20 protein-coding genes are annotated in these 19,003 nt (G+C 58.0%); 1 reads left to right on the plus strand and 19 read right to left on the minus strand.

Translation table 11 applies throughout. The features are described from left to right. Nucleotides 1-6: 6 nt before the first annotated feature. The 15 genes from M7Q83_RS03115 to M7Q83_RS03185 form a co-directional block, all read right to left on the minus strand. A complete protein-coding gene (locus M7Q83_RS03115; RefSeq protein ID WP_298335271.1) occupies nucleotides 7-1,122 on the minus strand; it encodes a glycosyltransferase family 4 protein in 1,116 nt (371 codons plus the stop codon). Further along, complete coding sequence (locus M7Q83_RS03120; RefSeq protein ID WP_298335273.1) at nucleotides 1,119-2,108, minus strand: 4Fe-4S double cluster binding domain-containing protein; 990 nt, start codon at nucleotides 2,106-2,108, stop codon at nucleotides 1,119-1,121. Before M7Q83_RS03120 ends, M7Q83_RS03115 begins: the two co-directional genes overlap by 4 nt. Nucleotides 2,109-2,110: 2 nt before the next feature. Beyond that, on the minus strand, nucleotides 2,111-2,365 hold the full coding sequence (locus M7Q83_RS03125) for a DUF4031 domain-containing protein (protein WP_298335275.1): 255 nt from the start codon (nucleotides 2,363-2,365) through the stop codon (nucleotides 2,111-2,113). Further along, a complete protein-coding gene (locus tag M7Q83_RS03130) occupies nucleotides 2,365-3,123 on the minus strand; it encodes an FAD-binding oxidoreductase (RefSeq protein WP_298335277.1) in 759 nt (252 codons plus the stop codon). Before M7Q83_RS03130 ends, M7Q83_RS03125 begins: the two co-directional genes overlap by 1 nt. Nucleotides 3,124-3,793: 670 nt before the next feature. Then, nucleotides 3,794-4,840 (minus strand): Holliday junction branch migration DNA helicase RuvB, encoded by a 1,047-nt coding sequence (gene ruvB / locus M7Q83_RS03135; RefSeq protein WP_298335279.1) that lies wholly within the window; start codon nucleotides 4,838-4,840, stop codon nucleotides 3,794-3,796. Beyond that, nucleotides 4,837-5,400 carry a Holliday junction branch migration protein RuvA gene (gene ruvA / locus M7Q83_RS03140; RefSeq protein WP_298335281.1) on the minus strand — a complete coding sequence of 188 codons (564 nt, stop codon included), beginning with the start codon at nucleotides 5,398-5,400 and terminating at the stop codon, nucleotides 4,837-4,839. The genes ruvB and ruvA overlap by 4 nt, the downstream gene beginning before the upstream one ends. Next, a complete protein-coding gene (gene ruvC, locus M7Q83_RS03145) occupies nucleotides 5,397-5,879 on the minus strand; it encodes a crossover junction endodeoxyribonuclease RuvC (protein WP_298335283.1) in 483 nt (160 codons plus the stop codon). Before ruvC ends, ruvA begins: the two co-directional genes overlap by 4 nt. 161 nt (nucleotides 5,880-6,040) lie before the next feature. Then, complete coding sequence (locus M7Q83_RS03150; protein WP_298335285.1) at nucleotides 6,041-6,499, minus strand: peroxiredoxin; 459 nt, start codon at nucleotides 6,497-6,499, stop codon at nucleotides 6,041-6,043. Beyond that, entirely contained in the window at nucleotides 6,500-7,249 is a 750-nt protein-coding gene (locus M7Q83_RS03155; protein ID WP_298335287.1) for a YebC/PmpR family DNA-binding transcriptional regulator, read from the minus strand. Between the two features lie 55 nt (nucleotides 7,250-7,304). Further along, nucleotides 7,305-7,895, minus strand: a complete 591-nt coding sequence (gene pdxT, locus M7Q83_RS03160; protein WP_298335289.1) for a pyridoxal 5'-phosphate synthase glutaminase subunit PdxT — start codon at nucleotides 7,893-7,895, stop codon at nucleotides 7,305-7,307. A gap of 15 nt (nucleotides 7,896-7,910) precedes the next feature. Then, the gene (gene pdxS / locus M7Q83_RS03165; protein WP_366526366.1) at nucleotides 7,911-8,798 is read right to left on the minus strand and encodes a pyridoxal 5'-phosphate synthase lyase subunit PdxS; all 888 of its coding nucleotides are present in this window, start codon (nucleotides 8,796-8,798) and stop codon (nucleotides 7,911-7,913) included. 57 nt (nucleotides 8,799-8,855) lie between these two features. Next, nucleotides 8,856-9,653, minus strand: coding sequence for a hypothetical protein (locus M7Q83_RS03170; protein ID WP_298335291.1), 798 nt, complete (start codon nucleotides 9,651-9,653; stop codon nucleotides 8,856-8,858). A gap of 154 nt (nucleotides 9,654-9,807) precedes the next feature. After that, nucleotides 9,808-10,902, minus strand: coding sequence for a glycosyltransferase family 4 protein (locus tag M7Q83_RS03175; protein ID WP_298335293.1), 1,095 nt, complete (start codon nucleotides 10,900-10,902; stop codon nucleotides 9,808-9,810). After that, entirely contained in the window at nucleotides 10,899-11,795 is an 897-nt protein-coding gene (locus tag M7Q83_RS03180) for a hypothetical protein (RefSeq protein ID WP_298335295.1), read from the minus strand. The genes M7Q83_RS03175 and M7Q83_RS03180 overlap by 4 nt, the downstream gene beginning before the upstream one ends. Further along, entirely contained in the window at nucleotides 11,792-12,532 is a 741-nt protein-coding gene (locus M7Q83_RS03185; protein ID WP_298335297.1) for a CDP-alcohol phosphatidyltransferase family protein, read from the minus strand. Before M7Q83_RS03185 ends, M7Q83_RS03180 begins: the two co-directional genes overlap by 4 nt. A 175-nt stretch (nucleotides 12,533-12,707) precedes the next feature. Here M7Q83_RS03185 and M7Q83_RS03190 point away from each other — a divergent pair, with 175 nt between their 5' ends. Next, nucleotides 12,708-14,711 (plus strand): elongation factor G, encoded by a 2,004-nt coding sequence (locus M7Q83_RS03190; RefSeq protein ID WP_298335299.1) that lies wholly within the window; start codon nucleotides 12,708-12,710, stop codon nucleotides 14,709-14,711. 7 nt (nucleotides 14,712-14,718) lie between these two features. On the opposite strand, the gene M7Q83_RS03195 is transcribed toward M7Q83_RS03190, so the two are convergent. The 4 genes from M7Q83_RS03195 to npdG are packed head-to-tail and all read right to left on the minus strand — an operon-like array spanning nucleotide 14,719 to nucleotide 18,913. Beyond that, entirely contained in the window at nucleotides 14,719-15,207 is a 489-nt protein-coding gene (locus M7Q83_RS03195) for an HIT domain-containing protein (RefSeq protein WP_298335301.1), read from the minus strand. Beyond that, complete coding sequence (gene thrS, locus M7Q83_RS03200; RefSeq protein ID WP_298335303.1) at nucleotides 15,207-17,135, minus strand: threonine--tRNA ligase; 1,929 nt, start codon at nucleotides 17,133-17,135, stop codon at nucleotides 15,207-15,209. Before thrS ends, M7Q83_RS03195 begins: the two co-directional genes overlap by 1 nt. Further along, nucleotides 17,132-18,253: a cysteine--tRNA ligase gene (locus M7Q83_RS03205; protein WP_298335305.1), complete on the minus strand. Its 1,122-nt coding sequence runs from the start codon at nucleotides 18,251-18,253 to the stop codon at nucleotides 17,132-17,134. The genes thrS and M7Q83_RS03205 overlap by 4 nt, the downstream gene beginning before the upstream one ends. After that, nucleotides 18,254-18,913, minus strand: coding sequence for an NADPH-dependent F420 reductase (npdG, locus tag M7Q83_RS03210; protein ID WP_298335306.1), 660 nt, complete (start codon nucleotides 18,911-18,913; stop codon nucleotides 18,254-18,256). It abuts the gene before it with no gap. Nucleotides 18,914-19,003: the final 90 nt, after the last annotated feature.

The following is a 19,003-nucleotide window of genomic DNA, read 5'->3' on the forward strand; positions in this document are numbered from 1 at the left end:
TTGACTCTACCCACGAGCCAAGGCGTGCAGTGATGCCTCATATGCCTTACTTAGCTGATCATAGTCAAAATTCGTTCGAATGTATGCGCTTGTCTCGCGGCGGTACAACTTGAGACGTGCCGGATCCGCCAGTAGCTCACGCAGCAACCGAGCCAGCTCCTTCGGCCCCGCTACCTCCAAGAGGTGCCCGCTCTTAGGAGCGAGCGCCTCACCGGTTCCCCCAGAGGCTCCGACGATAGCGGGCGTTCCGCACGCCTGGGCCTCAAGGATGACGATGCCAAACCCCTCTCGCTCGATCCCAAACCACCGATCTCGGGCAGGGAAGACGAAGAGATCGGCCGCCTGATATAGCTCAATTTTGGCCTCCTCTGCGAGGGGACCATGGAAGACCACCGAGCTGGGGACCGCTGCGGCGAGTCGCATGAGACGCGCCCGATCGCGCCCATCGCCGACAATATGGATCTCTGCACCGGTCCTCGCGTCAAGCTCGGCCGCAGCACGCAGAAGGGTATCGGCACCTTTACGAGGTACCAGGCGTGAGACAAAGAGAATGAGTTGCCGCTCAGGGTTGGTCATCCACTGACGACGCAGTCGGGAACGGTCATCCTCCTCCAGAGGGCAATAACGACTCGCATCGATGCCAGGGGGGACCACAAAGACGCTCGCGCTAGGAGCGAGTTGGCATACCTCATCCGCAGGATAACCTCCCGCTGCGATCACTCCACGGGCACCACGAATGGTGCGCTGGAGCTGTGCACGTACCAGAGGCAGGTAGGCGGGAACGCGAACCTCGGCACCATGGGCAATGACTGCGTACGGACGCCCGAGCGCGTCGCCGACCGCGCCAATTGGAAAGATTGGATCGTAAACCACCAACTCAGGATCGAAGCTCGCTAGCGACTGTCGCAGCGTGGTGATCGTGGATGGTGTCGGCAAGAGACGCTCCCCTAGACGCACAACGGGTGCACCAAAGGTCCGATCGAACTCCGAAGCTCCCGGAACCGTCGTGGTGATCACCAAGAAGGACTCCGGGTCAAGCCTTCGATAGATCTCGCCAAGGTAGGCCTGGATCCCGCCTACCTTAGGCAGGAAATCATTGGTAATCAACACGTGACGCATCATCGTGCCCACCGTACTCCGAGTAAGGAACGCAAGCCCTCTGTTCGATGCCGTTGGTCGCTGGCGGTGCAGAGGCGGGCAAGCGCGCGTCGTTCATCGTAGGTCAAAGAACCTCGGTTCCTCAACGCGTTGGCAACATTGCGACGGACATAAAATGGATCGCGTCGAGGGATATACCAATGCCCTAGTTCGTCGAGGAGTTCTCGGTCGCCCTCACGCAGCCAACGAACAAGGGGCGCAAGATCGGCTGGCTCGCGACGGCGCCAGCCGATTGGACACGCATCGATACAGCTATCACACCCATAGACGCGCGTCCCCACCTCCCGACGATCATCGAACGACCAGCTCTCTTGTTGGAGAATATTAGCAATACAACGAGAAGCCACGATGACCCCGGGCAAGCGAATCGCACCCGTGGGACAGGCATCCACGCAGCGGCGACACCCTCGACAGGGGTCGACTCCAAAGCGGTGTCCGATCTGGACCTTGAGCACCTCCTCGGTGAAGATCGATCCGAGCACCACGCGCGCACCCACCTTGGGCACCATCACCAGGGAATGGCGTCCCACCAGTCCGATCCCGGCACGACGGGCCAACGCCTTGTCGAAGGCCTGGTTTGCATCGTATAACGATGTTGCGCGCAGTCCTGACGCTCGCAGACTGGTCACCGCAGCCGCCAACGTCGCGCGTAGGTAACGATAACTGTGATGCTGGGCATAGCCAGCGACGACCGCAACGTCCTCAAGGGTCGTGCGATAAGGAATCGCGATAGACACATATCCCCGACTCCATGGGAAAGTGCTCTGTAAGGTCGCCGCCCGTTGGGGGTTACGGAAGGTGAAATGGTCCTCGTCGGCCTGGCCCGCAGCGATGCGGAGTCGGGCCTGATGTGCATCAAAATGCAGGGTGCTCGTCGCACCAGACCCGGCTGCCACGACCCCTCGCTCCGTCAACAACTCCTCGAGTTGACGCTCGATCTCTATAGGCATCGTTATCGAGTTCGCGGCACACGCAGCCCGGCCCGGCGAAGCGCCCGAACAATCTCGCGTGGGTCTACCTGGCGGACACCTGCCGCCAGCACCGCTGCCACATACTCCTCCGGAATGTCATAATGGTCGCGATGGAAACTACGATCGAGACCTAATCGACGAGCCCCACGATGAAGCTCATCTAAGGACAGGTCACTGATCAGGTGAGCAAATCGACGCCCATCTCGGTGAAAGATCGGTCGATCGATCAGCAGCATTAATCGTACTTCTCTGTCTTGATCACATCTGGTTCCAGACCCAACTCCAGAAGCGACCGCTCACAATCATCGACCATCTCCGGAGGGCCGCACAGATACGCGAGCTTGGGAGCCGTCTCTACGAAGACCTCCTCCACCATCTCCTTGTCGATGCGTCGATGGTAGCGCGCCAATGGGTTGTCCGTCTCACGAGTGAACGTGTGCGTGACCTGGAGCCAGTCGTACCGTAGCGCTAAGGCTGAGAGTTCATCCCGATAGATGACATACTCAGCAGATTTCGAGCTAAAGACGAGGTGCATCGGAACGGTCGTCCCCTTGGAGACTTGATAGCGGATCATGGCCATGAGGGGCACCACACCGGAACCAGCACCGATCAAGAGAACGGGACCACCCTCCTCCTCAGTCCAGGTGAAGGCACCATAAGGCCCGCGCACCTCAAGGATCGAACCCACTGGACACTCCCGGACAAGGACCGGCGAGACCAAGCCCCCTTCCATCTCCTTGACACCAACCTCGATAATGTCAAAACGCGGATGTGGGCTGGATCCAACGGAGTAAGCGCGCTGGATGGGACGCGGTCGCCCATCGACCGGAATACGGATGTTGTAGTACTGTCCTGGAAGAAAAGGCTCCGGCTGCGGTAACTGGATACGTAAGCTGCTGGTCTCTGGCGTCTCGACGACCACCTCAACGACCTCACCAGCCTGCCAAATCGGGGCTGGGCGGCGTGGCCGGCCTGGCTGACTCGACTCACTCATCATGCCTCGCTAACGCTGTGCTCAGCCCCCTGAGTGATGATCTCGACAAATTTTGGGGTCGCACACCATCGACATGACACCTCCTCGACCACCCGAGAAATCTCTTCAGGTTCCTCAATCTCCAGGTCTCCCGCAACGCTGTAATGATAAAAACATCGACTACGAACCATTGAGGTCACATCAAACCGCGTCACATTACCGCAATTCGTGCACCGATACCTTCTCATGCCTTCTCCTCATGCAAACTTCTCCTTCAGGCTACCAGCCAAAGGCGCGAACCCGAATTCCAGCACCCGAGATGGGTTTGCCGTTCCGCTTATCCTCAACATCGCGCACAGGATGCTGATTCCACCCACGCAGACGAATACTACCGGAGAGGAAGAATAGGAGGATGCAACCAGCACTGCTCAATCTCTGACTGGTGCCATCGAACTCGCTGATGTGTCGCGGCACACGGGTCAATGGGGTGTGGTGAACACCACAGGTTGACCTACTATCGCATGCAGCGTATCCACGACTGCGCACATCGATCTACGGTTCGCTCCGTCCTGGACCGCGGTCCGTTTCACCCATCGGGATGCCAAACCCAGTTCGGCCAGCATTGCCCCTCTAACGTCGTCGCAACTCACGGGTCTCGCTGAAGGAAACCATAGGGTCTCGACTCCTGCGTTCACGGTTGTTCGGTTGGGACAGCCAATCCAAGGTGCCGATAGGCGCGTTCGGTAGCCAACCTACCTCGCTGTGTACGTAACAGCAGTCCTCTCTGGATCAGAAACGGCTCATAGACCTCCTCGAGGGTACCGGCGTCCTCATGGACACTCACCGCGATAGAGCTCACACCAACCGGCCGGCCCTCGAAGCGTTCACAGAGTACCCGGAGAATTTCAAGGTCCACCTTATCGAGCCCGAGCTTATCGACGCCAAAGAGTTCAAGAGCATCGGAGGCCAGCTCATGGGTCACCACTTCGGTGCCCTCTACTTCGGCATAGTCCCGTACCCGTCGCAGATGTCGGTTCGCTAGCCGCGGCGTACCTCGAGAACGTGACGCGATCTCATCGGCGGCACTCGTGGTGAGTTGCATATGCATCAGCTTGGCTGAACGCAATACAACCTGACGCAACTCTGGATCGGAGTAGTAGTCAAGCCGATAGGAGTAACCGAAACGATCACGCAGAGGTCCTGAGACCATCCCAGACCGCGTGGTCGCCCCCACAAGGGTAAACCTCGGGATCTCCAGCCGTAGGGTACGCGCACCTGGCCCTTTTCCAATGACTACATCCAGTCGAAAATCCTCCATGGCGATATAGAGAAGCTCTTCAACCGGTCGTGGTAGGCGATGAATCTCGTCGATGAAGAGCACGTCACCGGCTTTGAGATCGGACAGCAATGCGGCTAGATCGCCAACTCGTCCAAGCGCTGGCCCGGAGGTCACCCTGATGCCACGACCGAGTTCCTCGGCCACAATGAAGGCCAGCGACGTCTTCCCAAGGCCAGGAGGACCTGCAAAGAGAAGATGGTCCGGCGGCTCGCCACGTGAATCAGCAGCCTGGAGGACGACTCGCAATTGCGACTTGAGTTCGCTCTGTCCGATGAACTCCTCAAGCAGAGAGGGTCGGAGCGCAGAGTCGACGTGAGCGTCATAGGTGTCGATGAGATTCTTCTCGACACTGACCTCACTACGTAAGTCATCTCCAAGTACCTCTCTGCGTGGGCTCAACGTTGCAACTCCTTCAATGCCCATTTCAATGCATCTTCAAGACCAAAGGCAGCGGGGATGCGCACGAGGACCGGTTCACACTCACTCGCCCGAAAACCCAAACTGAGCAAGGCCTCACGCACCTCAGAGCGAGCAGCAAGCGCCGACAAGGGTACTCCCGATCGCCGTGCTGCAGCCCCCAGATCAACGATGATACGCCGCGCCGTCTTCTCCCCGACCCCCGGCGCGCTCTTCAAGCGGGCGAGATCCTCGGCAGCGACCGCCTCATAACATCCCTGCACGCCTAGCGTTGAAAGTAGTCCAAGCGCCACACTCGGACCAACACCTTGCACCTTGAGCAGCTCATCAAAGAGCGACCGCTCGAGTACATCCGCGAACCCGTAAAGCATGATGGCATCCGCTCGTACGATCGTCCTGATGGAGAGCTCGACCTCGCTGCCCAGCGTGAGCTGGGCGAGTTGTGCCGAAGAGAGCGCCACTTCATAGCCGATACCACCGACTCGTACCACCGCCATCGGCGGTTCTATTCCCTGTACCGTACCGGCGAGAAAACCAATCAACCGCGACTCCAATTGCCAGAGAGATGAGCATAGGCGATCGCGATCGCATCCGAGACATCGGCTGGTTCCGGCGCTCGCTGCAGGCCCAACAACAGCACCACCATCTTCTTCATCTGCGCCTTTGAGGCGTGTCCATCACCGGAGAGCGAGAGCTTGACCTGGTTCGCACCGATCTCGCTGGCTTCGAGGCCATGCTGAGCACCGGCGAGTTTGATCACCCCAACCGCCTGGGCAACGAGCAGTGCCGAAGTAACATTCTTTGCAAAGAGGATCCGTTCAAGCACGAGTTGATTTGGTTGGTACTCTTGGATCAACTCATCCACCGAACCGAAGATATCCGATAGTCGATCCCCAAGAGAGACCTCTGGGTCAGTGGTGATCAAGCCGGCGCAACGGAGACCAATCCCCGTTTGTGTCTGTTCGAGCACGGAGTACCCAACACGTTTGAGACCTGGGTCGATGCCGAGTACAACCGTCATAAGAACCATCCCGCCAAGGCAACCGTCTTGGCCCCCACCAGAAAGGAGTCGAAGGAAATATCGAAGGCCTTGGGTGTGCCGATTTCACCGTGCATCCCTCCAAACTAATACATATGATCGATCACCCGTTCCGCACCGGCCGGAAACGGCACCGACCCCCTCTAGGCAACCGCCTTTTGCACCGCCTGCAGCAGCTCGTCGGAGCTCCGAAATGTTAGACCTGCTCGTGAAACATGGCGATAGACAATGTGGAGCTCACGATCGAGTACAAAGACAGAACGGCGATAGAACCCAAGCGGGCCCAACACCCCGTACGCCTTGGCCACCGAGCGCTCACGGTCGGACAGGAGCGGGAACCGAATGCCGAGCCTATCTTTGAAGGATTCGTGCGAGCTCAACGTTTGCGGGGAGATGCCGAGCATTACGGCACCCAGCTGGGTAAAGTCGTCGATATTCGCCGAATAGGCGCGCAACTGTGTGGTGCAGACAGGCGAAAAATCATCCGGATAAAAGGCGAGCACCACCGGACGGCCTAGGAACTCTTGCAATGCATACCATCGGTCACCAGTACCGATCAGATTGAACTCTGGAGCAAGGTCGCCCAGCTGCAACTCGGGCACTTAGTCCTCAAGCTCCTCAAAAAACTCATCCGGTATATCGAAGTTTGCAATCACATTCTGCACATCATCGAGATCCTCAAGGGCATCGATGAGCCGGAGTACCTTCCTTGCATCACTAGCGTCATCGATGGCAATCGTCGACTGCGGCACCAACTCTACTTCGGCTGAATGGATCGTGCACCCCGCCTCTTCGACCGCCGCCTTTAACTCAACCAGGGACGTCGGAGGTCCGGTAATCTGCCATTCATCTTCGATGCGGGTCAGATCCTCACCACCACCAGCAAGGACGGCGAGCATCACCTCCTCCTCAGGGGCAGCACCATCCACGTGCATCACTGCTTTACGTGAAAACTGCCAATTGACCGCTCCCGGTTCCGCCAGGGAACCACCGGACTTCGAGAAGGCCGACCGGACGTCGGCACCAGTACGATTCCGATTGTCGCTCAGACACTCCACCATCACTGCGATACCGCCCGGACCGTAGCCTTCGTAAGTAATCGCTTCATAGCGAACCCCTTCGAGCTCGCCCGTCCCTCGCTTGATGGCGCGATCGATGGTCGCTGCGGGGACAGAGTTATCACGAGCCTTCTGAACCATACCGCGGAGGTTGGCATTCGCGCTCAGATCCCCGCCACCCTCTCGTGCAGCTACCTCAATTTGACGAATCAACTTTGCAAAGAGTTTTCCCCGCGCCTTATCCTGTGCGCCCTTTTTGTGTTTGATCGTCGCCCACTTGGAGTGACCCGACATGTATTACCTCTCTTCGTTCCAACGTACTCACGATACCACCCCACCGTAGCTGGGCCTAACGGGTGAAGGCCAACTCGTGCAAACGTGGATCCTGCGATACCTCTGGATGAAATGAGGTTGCAACGATCGATCCACCAGCGATCACGACCGGGAGCACCCGACTCGTACCGTCGACAAATCGATACTCCACTGAGGCGAGGGTCTCAACCTTGTCACCCGTCTCGGTGATGACTGGTGCTCGAATAAAGATTGCACGCATGGGGGTGTCAAGCCCCGAAACGGCGAGGTCAGCCTCGAAAGAGCGAACCTGTCGACCGAACCCATTGCGGAGCACCGTCACGTCAAGGGCTCCATAGCTCCACTGATCCGGACGCCCGCCAATAATGGTTCGGGCCAACATGATCAAACCTGCACAGGTGCCAAAGACCGGCAGTCCGGACTTCACCTCTGCTGCGAGCGGCTGACGCAGGCCACTTGCTTCACTCAGGATGCACTGCGTGGTCGATTCGCCACCGGGAAACACCAAACCATCGAGCCCGAGCAACTGACTCGGTTCCTTGACGGCCACACCTTGCCAGCCCAGCAAAGCGACCATAGCAAGATGTTCGCGGAAATCACCCTGGAGGGCAATCACTCCGATCCGCATCGAAGACCGACCCTCCTACCAACCTCGGTCAGCCAGATGCTGGTCAAGAGCATCCATTTCGATACCAACCATCGCCTCTCCAAGATGCTCGGAGACGCGAATCAACACCTTTGGATCTTGGAAATGCGTTGTCGCCTCAACGATGGCTCGCGCCCGCTTCGCTGGATCACCGCTCTTGAAAATACCCGATCCAACGAAATTCGCCTCAGCTCCTAGTTGCATTACCAAACTCGCATCGGCTGGTGTTGCAATTCCACCAGCACAGAACAACGGTACGGGAAGGTGACCGCCGTTGGCATGAATCTCGGCGACAAGCTCATAGGGTGCGGAGAGCTTCTTCGCCCAGCCAAAAAGTTCCTGCTCCGATGCGGTCGCTATGGCACGAAGATCCGAGGTGATCGAACGCAGATGGCGGACAGCCTCTACCACGTTGCCGGTGCCAGCCTCACCCTTTGAGCGGATCAGAGCCGCCCCCTCTGAGATACGTCGCAGCGCCTCACCGAGGTTTGTCGCACCACAGACAAACGGTACTTGAAAGGCCCACTTATCGACATGATAGCTTTCATCTGCGGGGGTGAGTACCTCACTCTCGTCGATGTAGTCCACCTCCATCGCCTCTAACATCTGTGCCTCAGCAAAGTGGCCAATCCGCACCTTCGCCATCACGGGAATCGTGACGGTATCTTGAATCTCGCGAATTAGCGCCGGGTCGCTCATACGCGCGACACCACCATCACGACGAATGTCAGCGGGAACCCGTTCGAGTGCCATGACGGCAACAGCACCGGCATCCTCAGCAATCTTCGCTTGTTCGGCGTTGACGACATCCATGATGACGCCGCCTCGCAACATCTCCGCGAGTCCACGCTTCACCCTGGCAGTACCTTCTGTCAACTCAGCCACCGTCGCCTCCTCAGTTACGTCCTAGTACACAGCCTAGTACGTTCCACTACAAAACCGCTAAGATGCGCCTATCGTCCAGACCTCATCGAGTAGCAGCTGCTCACGAAGTGTAAGGTCCGCCTCAAGGTCCTCGACACCAACTGGGCAGAGCCACAGCCATGCCGGTAGGCTCGTCGCAGGCACCGATCGACTCGCGAGCGCCTTCTCCAGCACCGCTGCCATGGCAGGTGGATAGCGAGTAACGGACACGCCAAGTCGATCCAGTAGTACCGCCTCGGCCCGTTGCCAATCGCTGAGTTGGCGGCCCGCGCGATGGAACACCTGATCCCAGTAGGCCACTAACGAATTGAGGCCAACCAATCCAAGTCGCAGCTCTCCAAGTTGGCGGGCGAGCAACGCCTCCAACTCGATGGTCTCCAATTCACGGAGTGCACCAGTCGTGATGACGACGACCGGCTCCTTACGTCCGAGTACCGCGGCATTAACCATCGGATAGGCAACGACTGCAACACGGCAGACCGGAATACCAAGCTGGAATCCCAAGCCAGAGAGGAGGGTGTCGATCCGTCTACGATCCGCTGCCTCCGGCTCAACCCACGGTAATCGTCGACCAAGACGAGCCGGCCCAATGACCGTAGCGACGGCGGTGATCAGGACCCCGATGATCACACCAGCCACGATCGTCACCGCGATAGGGAGGATCCCAGTCAGCCCAAACGCGAGCGTCAGCACAATGACAGCGATCCCACCCGCCACGAACCATGCCGCGACAAGGCGGATAACCACCTGTCTCACCCGCGCCGAACGCACATTTGGCGTGTCATAGCCCCAAATGCTCACAGAATCCGAACCCATTGCCACTTCTACCTCACGATCTCAATTCGTTATCGTTACGTCGCAGTTGTACGTTCCTCTATCAATCTACCAGTTCACCGATGGTGACGCCCCAGCAACGTCCAGCCATAGCGCTGCGCCTTCGTTCGACTCACCATCACCTTGACCGCATCGATCATGGAGCGAGAAACAGCTGCAGGTATCGCTCGGCGAGGGCATCGAATGCGAAGGAGCGGACCTGTTCGAACGCGCGCCGACGCAGACTGTCCCTGAATTCGGGGTGCGTCAACACGTTATGTAGTGCCATGGCAAGTGCATCAGCGTCTCGGGGGGGAACCAGCACCGCTGAAGATCCCTGTCGACTGAGCCATCGGTACGCCGGAATATCACTCGCGATGACCACTGCACCATTTGCCATCGCCTCTAACAGCACGACTCCAAAGGATTCCCCCGCCAAGGAGGGCGCCACCACCACATCGACACTCCGATAGAGCGTCGTGAGCGTTGCCTGGTCGACCCGACCCAACCAGTCGACCCTTCTGTCGGGATACCGCGCCTGCAAGGCCCCCGTGAGCGGACCGCTACCGACAACGATCAGGCGCACCGCCATTTCCAGCGAGGTGAGTGCTTGGAGCGCAACTTCGAGACCCTTGCGTTCCTCATGGCGTCCTACAAACAGCACACGGTACTCCGCGAAAGAGCGACCAACTGCGCTCCCATCACTCAGTTCGCACTCCTCCTGGGTGTGCGTGAGATTGTCACCGAGTGCGACGCCATTGGGGATCTGCTGTGGGTAAACCCCGGCAACGATCTCCGCGGTACGCGCAGCAAATGGTGAAACCGCAATCTGATGATCCGACCGTGGCAATAGGTAGGCCCACCACTGTGCCCAGCGGCGATAACCCGCGGAGACTCCATCTCGATGAAAGGTGACCCAAAGACGACCAAGGGCATCATGGGTGTACGCCCAGCGAAGGATGGCGACCCCGGCCATTGGCGCAAAGGGTTCATGTAGATGGATCACGTCTGCCCACTCCAGAACCCCAGAGATCTGGTTCATGCGCGGAAACAGCGTAACCGGCGCAACAGAACCGTTGGCACGCCAACGAGACACCGACCCCAACGAAGCCCCAACGCCTTCACCATTGCCCGGTGCGAGGATCTCCACCTCGCACTGGAGCGAGCGAAGGGCTTGCGCGAGGCCGCTCACCTGGGCCTGTACACCACCCACCGAACCAAGATCGTAGGGAGAGATCTCAACGACCTTCAATCAACCTCCCGAGTGGCCGGAAGCTCGTATTTTTGAAAATTGTGCCATTGACCGGGCTCTTCGGTCACGATGACCTCCAAGGCCTGGGCTACCTGGCGCATCACTGCACTGACACGTTCAGCCCTGGTCCCCTCCTGTGGTGGAACAATTGGTGGGTAGAACCGCACCTCTTGCCGGCCACGCCGCTGGTAGGTTCCCACCGGGTAGATCGGCGCACCACTCATGACACTTAGGACTCCAGGACCGCTCGAGAGGGGCACACGCGTGCCGAGAAAGTCAACCGCCTCACCGGTTCCGCTGACATCACGATCGACGACAAGTGCCACCAACTTTCCCTGCCGTAACGCCTTCAAAAGCGTACGAACAACGTCGCCGCCGGTCAGCACGATCTCCATACCAAGTCGTCTCCGTGCGGTGAGGAACCATTCGGTCATCTCAGTATCGTCGAGTGCCTCGGCGACAGCGGTGACCCCATTGCAAGCCAACGACACCCATGCACCACCCCACTCCCAGTTACCAACATGGGCAAGCACCGCTATCGTAGGCGCTGATGCCATACGCCGTGCCACGAAATCCTCTGCCCATACCGGATCGACCGCTAACACGATGTCCTCTGGGGCGAGGGACTGCACGCGCAGGACCTCGACCCAGTAACGAGCATAAAAATAAAACGCGCGATAAGTAGAAAGCTCGAGTCGCGATCGAGCGATCACCTGGGACCCACTGCGGGCGCTCAACGCAAGACGCTGATTACCACGAACGATCGCGCGCCGCTCGCCATTGCTCGCATAACTTGTCACTCCAGCAATCGTCCACACGACTGGATCGAGGACCCGTGGAACGCGGTTCAGCACCGCAACCGCCGTGCGCAGAAGGCGTACTCGCGAAATCAAGCTCGCTTGCGACCTGCGGAGTGTCGCCGAGAGAAGCTGGCACGCCCAGTAGCGCCAGGCAAGAAGCGTTGGAGACTCGCTCGAGAACGGATACGCCGACGTCGATTGACACGCCGAAGATTTGTTATCCGTGCCAGTGCCGCAACACGATCAGGACGACGCGAAGCCTGGCGCCAAATCGAGACGAAACGCTGCACCACGGTGACCACCGATCCGACGAGGAGTACGAGGAGCGCAATGCGTAGCAAGGGATGGATCAACAAGGCGACGAGAAGAAGAACAACGCGCTCTGCGCGTTCCATGATCCCGCCCTTACCGCTCAAACCCAGCGACTCGGCCTTGGCCCGTTGATAGGAGATCAACGAGGCAAACCCATAACCGAAAAAGGAGAGCACCGCGAAGAGTTCGTCGTGCACGCCGAGAAAATAAATACTCAATCCACCAAGAATGGCCAGATCACTGATGCGATCAGCAAAGGAATCGAAAAAGGCACCACGGCTCGAGGAGGTCTGGGCCGCTTTGGCAACCGGCCCGTCAAGCAGATCCGGTATCGCGCCGAGTAGGAGCAACCCGAACCCTACATAGAGCTCTCCAAATCCAACCGCTACTCCGGCCCCGATCGAGAAGACGATACCTATCACCGTAAGGAGGTCAGGACTGACACCGAGCCGCGACAGCGAACGACCCACTGGTGCAGTACGGCGATCAACCGAAGCTCTAAAATTACCATCAAACACTTGAGCTACACCTCCGTGGGCCACGCCCAGTGAGCTTTTTATCTATCCTAGCTGCCCATAAGCGCCTGTGGGGCAATACACGGATGTTTTTGGCTTGCCCACACGCCATCTTATGCTCTGCTACTGTGGGTACAACGACGTTTGCGTCGTCCCAACGCAAAAGGAGGCGCTGCCAGTGAAGGCCTACCCAACTGAACAAATCCGCACCGTCGTCTGCGTTGGCCCCCCAGGTGCCGGCAAGACGAGCTTGGTGGAAGCAATACTATTCCGGGCCGGATCACTACCCCACAAGGGACGGATCGAGGATGGCACTACCGTCTCCGATCACACGCCAGAGGAGATCAACCACGGTTACTCGATAGACGCAAGCACGATTGCTACCGAGTACGAGAACGTCAAGATCAACCTGATCGACACGCCTGGTAGCTCCGAATTCTTCGCCACTACCGCGCTCGCCATGGAAGCTGCCGATGCCGCACTCGTGGTGATCGATGCGCAGACGGTAACAAACCCTGAATTACTCCTCCTCTGGAACCTGCTGAACACCCGTCAATTGCCACGTCTGGTCTTTATCAACAAGTGTGATCGCGATCCTGAGGCCTTTGCCAAGACCGTCAGCCTCTTGCACGAGACGCTCGGCCAACACATCGACCCCATCGAGCTTCCGTTGCCCGAAGGCAATGGCCTCGGTGGAGTCATCGACCTCATCGCCAATCGTGGCTTTCTCGAACACGGCACTACCGAATCCGAGATCGTTATTCCTGCGGACCTCGTCGAGCAGGAACGGACAGCTCGCGATACCTTGCTCGATGAAATCGTCCAGGAGGACGATGCAATTATGGAACGCTATCTCTCCGGCGAAGAATTGCCGACCGACGAACTCGCTCGTGCCCTCTCGGCGAGCGTGCGAGCCCTCCACCTCACTCCACTGCTCTGTGGCTCTGCCACAGGGGATGTGGGCATGCACCACCTCGTGGACGCACTCATCAATCTTGTGCCCCCACCGACGTTGCATCCTCACCCCGGATGGTCGGTGCTTGTTGTCTCGGCAACACAGGATCAATATCTCGGGCGATTGAGTGTCCTCAAGAATCTCGGAGCAGCGTTGCACCCGGATGATGTGCTCACGTCGGCCGATGGACATGAAGAGCGGCTGCATCAACTCCTCGTGCCTACCCCATCGGAACTGCGTCAAGTGCCCGCGATCGATCCCGGCGACCTTGTCGTCGTTCCAAAGCTCGCCGCTCCTGTCGGAACCCTCTTAACCCGAGGAGTACAACCCTCCGATCAACCGACCCTCCACCCAGCCCCGGTACCAGGGTTCACGGTCGCGATCACGACCGAGGCCCCACAAGACGAGGAGCGGCTGGCGGCTAACCTTTTCAAAGTTGCCGGTGATGATCCAGGGATCAAGATCGATCGTGAACCAGGAACCCATCGGCTGCTTGTTCAGGGTTTTGGCACCAACCATCTCGCCATCACGGTTGAACGCATCCAACGGCGCGGACAGTTCAAAGTACAGACTCACGAACCGATCACCCAGTATCGTGAAACGTTCCGTGCACCCGCACAGGCAGAGGGTCGTTACAAGAAACAGACGGGAGGCCATGGTCAGTTTGGCGTCGCCACCATCATCGTCGAGCCACTGTCTCGTGATAGCGGTTTTGAGTTCGTAGATGAGATTGTTGGCGGTGCCATTCCTCGCAACTTTATCCCCGCGGTGGAGAAGGGCATTCTAGAGGCAATGGAGGCTGGTGGGCTCGTGGGATATCCGATCACCGACATACGCGTACGCCTTATCGATGGCAAATATCACAGCGTCGACTCCTCCGAGATGAGCTTTAAGATGGCCGGATCCCTGGCCCTGCGAGAGGCCCTTAACCAAGCCCAATCACAGTTACTTGAGCCGATCACCCGCCTCTTGGTCACCGCTCCCGTATCCCATCAAGGCGATGTCCTTGGTTATCTCAGTTCGAAACGCGGCAAAATTCTCCATACCACGACACCAGATAGCGCATGGGTGAGCATAGAAGCCGATGTACCAGCAGCAGAGCTCATCTCCTTCGCTCCCGATCTGCGCGCGATGACAAATGGCCTAGGTTCATTCGTGGGCCAACCTCATCATTACGATGCCGTGCCAGACCATATCGCGACCAAGCTCACCGTCTCGGCGACCTAACCAACCGTTAGTGAGCGGACCAATGCGTGCGCAGTTTTATCAGTGAGTCCGAAAGCGTCTCTGGTAGAACTCGGGTCTCAGCCAGGGTCGACATAAAGTTCGCATCACCGGACCAGCGAGGCACAAGGTGCACGTGGACGTGCTCAGCAATTCCTGCCCCAGCAGCTCTGCCAAGGTTCATGCCAACATTGATACCCTCCGGGTGATAGGCCGCGCGTAGTGCATCATGGGCTGCCCGAATGAAGGCCCACATCTCCTCAGCTAACGCACCATCGAGGCCCGCAAGATCCCCAACATGCGCATTGGGTACCACCATGAGATGTCCAGAAGTATAGGGATAGAGGTTGAGCACCACAAAACAGGTATCCCCGCGAGCAATCACGTAGTGCGCATCATCATGGTCTGGCTCGGCGCCGATCGTGCAGAACACGCATCCGACTGGGCGATCCTCTCCTGCGACAAATTGTGCGCGCCAACCGGCAAAGAGATGTTCCATCAGAAGGCGTCGAGAGTAGGTTCCTGAAGGGCCCCCACCGCTTCAGCGACGAACACGTCAAGTGCAATGCCACGCTGTTCTTTGGCATCTCCTCGGCGGTTCACGCCAACGGTGCCAGCGCTCACATCATTATTGCCGACGACGAGGATATAGGGAACCTTATCCATCTTCGCCTTTCGAATTCGGCCACCCAAGGGCTCGCCTGCAGAACCGACAACAACACGTAACCCGTTAGTTTTACAGGTTTGCGCCACAGTGTGCGCCCAATCGTGGGCCTCCTCAGTGACGGGCAGAATGCGAATCTGCTCCTCTAACAGCCAGCCTGGCAATGCTCCTGCATAGTGTTCTGTTAATATGGCAAAGAACCGCTCCACTGATCCAAACAGCGCGCGATGAATCATGTAGGGGCGAAGCTTCTGATTGCTCGTATCTTGGAACTCCAGCGCGAACCGTTGCGGCTCCTGGAGATCGATCTGGAGCGTCGAGAGTTGCCATCGTCGACCGATCGCATCCGTGAGGTGGATATCAATCTTGGGTGCATAGAACGCCCCCTCTCCTTCGGCTATCGAGTACTCGATGCCAGAGGTGTCAAGGGCAAGCCGGGCGGCCTCGGTAGCGAAGTCCCATTCGGCATCGTTGCCTACGGACTTCTCCGGTCGCGTCGAAAGCTCTGCATCAAAATCCTCAAGGCCAAACGCGCGTAAGATTGCGATGACAAATCGCAGAAGCCGTCCCAACTCATCCTTCAGTTGGGAAGGAGTGCAAAAGATATGAGAGTCATCTTGGGTAAGACCGCGCACCCTGAGCAAACCGTGAAGGGTTCCCGAACGTTCGTAACGGTAGACCGTTCCGAATTCAAAGAGTCGCAGTGGTAGGTCGCGATACGAACGTGGTTGTGAGCGATAGATGAGCATATGGCCAGGACAGTTCATGGGCTTCGGATAATAGAGATCCCCCTCATCAAGCTCCATAGGTGGGTACATCCCCTCCTTATACCACTCCAAGTGGCCCGAGGTTTCGTAGAGCGTCGATTTCGCGAGATGCGGGGTCCACGCGAGCTCGTAACCCGCCTCAAGGTGCTTGGTTCGTGAGAACTCCTCCATTCGATAGCGGATATAGGCTCCCTTTGGGTGAAACACCACAAGTCCAGAACCGATCTCCGGCGGAAAGTGAAACCAATCCAACTCCTGGCCCAACCGGCGGTGATCTCGTTTCTCTGACTCCTCCAGGAAAGTGAGATAATCCTCGGTAGCCTTCTCGGAGGCAAAGGCGATGCCGTAGATGCGCTGCAGCTGCGGGCGTTTTTCGTCCCCACGCCAGTAGGCGCCCGACACCCGTTGCAGTCGGAAGCTCTTGAGGTAACGAGTTGAGGGAACATGGGGCCCCCGGCACAGGTCAACAAAATCGGGACGATTACGGTAGACCGAGACGAGCTGCGTCTCGTCAACATCACGGATGGCGGCCAAGATCTCTCTCTTAAAGAGCTGCGAAGCAAAGAGCTCTTCAGCCTCCGCAATCGTGACCTCAGCCCGTATGAAGGGTTGATCCTCTCCCACGATACGGCGCATCTCCCCCTCGACCTTCGCAAGGTCTGATTCCTCGAAACGCCCATCATTGTTCAAGAGGAAGTCGTAAAAGAAACCGTCATCGGTCGTGGGACCAATCGCGTACTGCGCCCCAGGGAACAGTCTCACCACTGCCTGGGCAAGCACATGGGCCGACGAGTGCCGCACGATATCGAGCCCATCATGACTATCGGCGTGGATGAGCACCACCTCATCATCAGGATCGAGGGGATGTCTGATATCCACCAGTGCACCGTTGACCCGCAAGGCGACCACATCCTTGGCGGTTGCCTTTGGCAGCCGAGTGAGAAGATCGGTACCACTGCTCACGGACTCTTCATAGTCCTGACCGTCTAGCTTCACGCAACCTCCAAATCGATTCCCAATAATGTAGCCGTATCTCTGACACCCTGACCCTCAGCGACGGCACGTTCGATAGCCGCGATGGCTGTAGGAGTATCGAGGTCATTGTCGAGTGCCGCCGCTACTTCATCAAAAGCACCTCTACCTGGACCGCTCGATCGCCACCTGGCAATACGCTCCTTTGCGCTCGCCAACACGGCATCGGACCAGTCCCAAGTCGATCGATAGTGATGGCTCAAAATGGCCAAGCGGATCTCCTCGCCGGTGGAATCTTTGAGTAGGTCACCGACGAACACAAGGTTCCCAAGTGACTTGGACATCTTGACACCGTCAAGGCAGACCATCCCAACATGCATCCAGTGTTTTACGAATTCACCGCCGGTAATCGCCTCCGTCTGTGCCGCTTCACACTCATGGTGAGGGAAGATCAGATCGGAACCGCCTCCATGGATATCGACGACCGGACCTAATTCCCGCATGGCTAGTGCAGAGCATTCAATATGCCATCCAGGACGTCCTGGCCCAAAGCGTGACTCCCATGAAGGCTCGTCCGGAAGCGACGGTTGCCACAACACAAAGTCGAGCGGGTCACGCTTTCGTAGATCACCTGGATTACCACCCCGCTCGGCGGCAAGCTCCATCATCATGTCACGCGGAAGGTGGGACACCTTCCCAAAATGTGGCGCCTTTGCCACCTCAAAGTAGACCCAGCCATCGACTTGGTAGGCAAAACCACCATCCATGAGATCACCGACCATCGTCAAAATCTCTGGAATCGCCGAGGTTGCCCTCGGCTCTGCATGTGGTCGAGCAAGGCCGAGGCCAGCCATGTCGCGATCGAACTTAGCCATCTCTCGCGCAGCGAGATCCAGATAGTTCGCGCCAATCGTCCGAGCCTTGCGCAGGATATCATCATCGACGTCGGTCACATTCCGCACACACGTAGAGACCACGTTGTGCCGCGCAAGATTGCGCTGCAAGAGATCGAAGGTCACATAGACCGCTGCATGACCCATGTGGGCAGCGTCATAGGGAGTGATGCCGCAGGTATAGATACGGGCGACTTGGTGGACATCAAGCTCAACAAGCGCCTCGCGGGCGGTATCAAAGATCTTCACTTACGCAACCTCCACGCCAGTCAGGCGAATTGACGCCGTCGCCTTGTACCGTAAATTGATGTTTAATAGCACTGCCGTCATCGCCTCGATAGCGGGTGCCTGGGCCAGTGAGCCAGCCTCCAGGACCCGCAGTCCCGGGATCCTTGTCAGGATAGCCGCCACCTGACTCCTCGCGCTAGAGGAATCAGCGCAGACAAGCGTATCAACCTCGACAGGTCGGGAGAGGTTGGCCAACGATCGTGCAGGTACATGATGAAGGGCTGCAACCACCATGGCTGCAGGCAGTCTCGCCTGTAGGAGCTGGGCCGCCGAGCCTCGCGGAACGGTGAGAGCGGCGAACTCGTCACCTACCTTCACCAGTGCGTTGGCCATCGAGACGACGATCTTGCCCTCAAGGAGGTGTTCGAGTGGTTCCACTAACCGGATCGTGGCTTCCCAGGGAACCGCTACAAAAACCATCTGCGCTCTGGCGACCTCTTCGTTGTCGGCGCCAACCAGGTATCCATCCACCTCCGGCCACCGCCCCATCATGCCCTTGGCAACCTCGACGGCCTTGGTCCTGTCCCTCGAACCCAACCCCACCGACAGATGGCTCGCCGCAAGTCGTGCACCCAGCGCACTGCCCAGAGGGCCCGTCCCTCCCAATATTCCGATCTGCAAACCCAACTCCTCACTCGATGTCGTTTCGTTGTGTGCTCATACCAATCTAAGCTGCTATTACTCTGAGTAGAGTTTACGGCCAGGGAGATG

The sequence above is a fragment of the Ferrimicrobium sp. genome, from assembly GCF_027364955.1.
Taxonomy (GTDB): Bacteria; Actinomycetota; Acidimicrobiia; order Acidimicrobiales; family Acidimicrobiaceae; genus Ferrimicrobium.

What these genes read in the sequence shown, in the direction of transcription:
- pdxT (WP_298335289.1), bottom strand. Translation starts at nt 7,895, where the DNA reads ATGCGGATCGGAGTGATTGCCCTCCAGGGTGATTTCCGCGAACATCTT.
- M7Q83_RS03155 (WP_298335287.1), bottom strand. Translation starts at nt 7,249, where the DNA reads ATGTCGGGTCACTCCAAGTGGGCGACGATCAAACACAAAAAGGGCGCA.
- M7Q83_RS03170 (WP_298335291.1), bottom strand. Translation starts at nt 9,653, where the DNA reads ATGGGTTCGGATTCTGTGAGCATTTGGGGCTATGACACGCCAAATGTG.
- M7Q83_RS03195 (WP_298335301.1), bottom strand. Translation starts at nt 15,207, where the DNA reads ATGGAACATCTCTTTGCCGGTTGGCGCGCACAATTTGTCGCAGGAGAG.
- M7Q83_RS03115 (WP_298335271.1), bottom strand. Translation starts at nt 1,122, where the DNA reads ATGATGCGTCACGTGTTGATTACCAATGATTTCCTGCCTAAGGTAGGC.
- M7Q83_RS03120 (WP_298335273.1), bottom strand. Translation starts at nt 2,108, where the DNA reads ATGCCTATAGAGATCGAGCGTCAACTCGAGGAGTTGTTGACGGAGCGA.
- M7Q83_RS03125 (WP_298335275.1), bottom strand. Translation starts at nt 2,365, where the DNA reads ATGCTGCTGATCGATCGACCGATCTTTCACCGAGATGGGCGTCGATTT.
- M7Q83_RS03130 (WP_298335277.1), bottom strand. Translation starts at nt 3,123, where the DNA reads ATGAGTGAGTCGAGTCAGCCAGGCCGGCCACGCCGCCCAGCCCCGATT.
- ruvC (WP_298335283.1), bottom strand. Translation starts at nt 5,879, where the DNA reads ATGACGGTTGTACTCGGCATCGACCCAGGTCTCAAACGTGTTGGGTAC.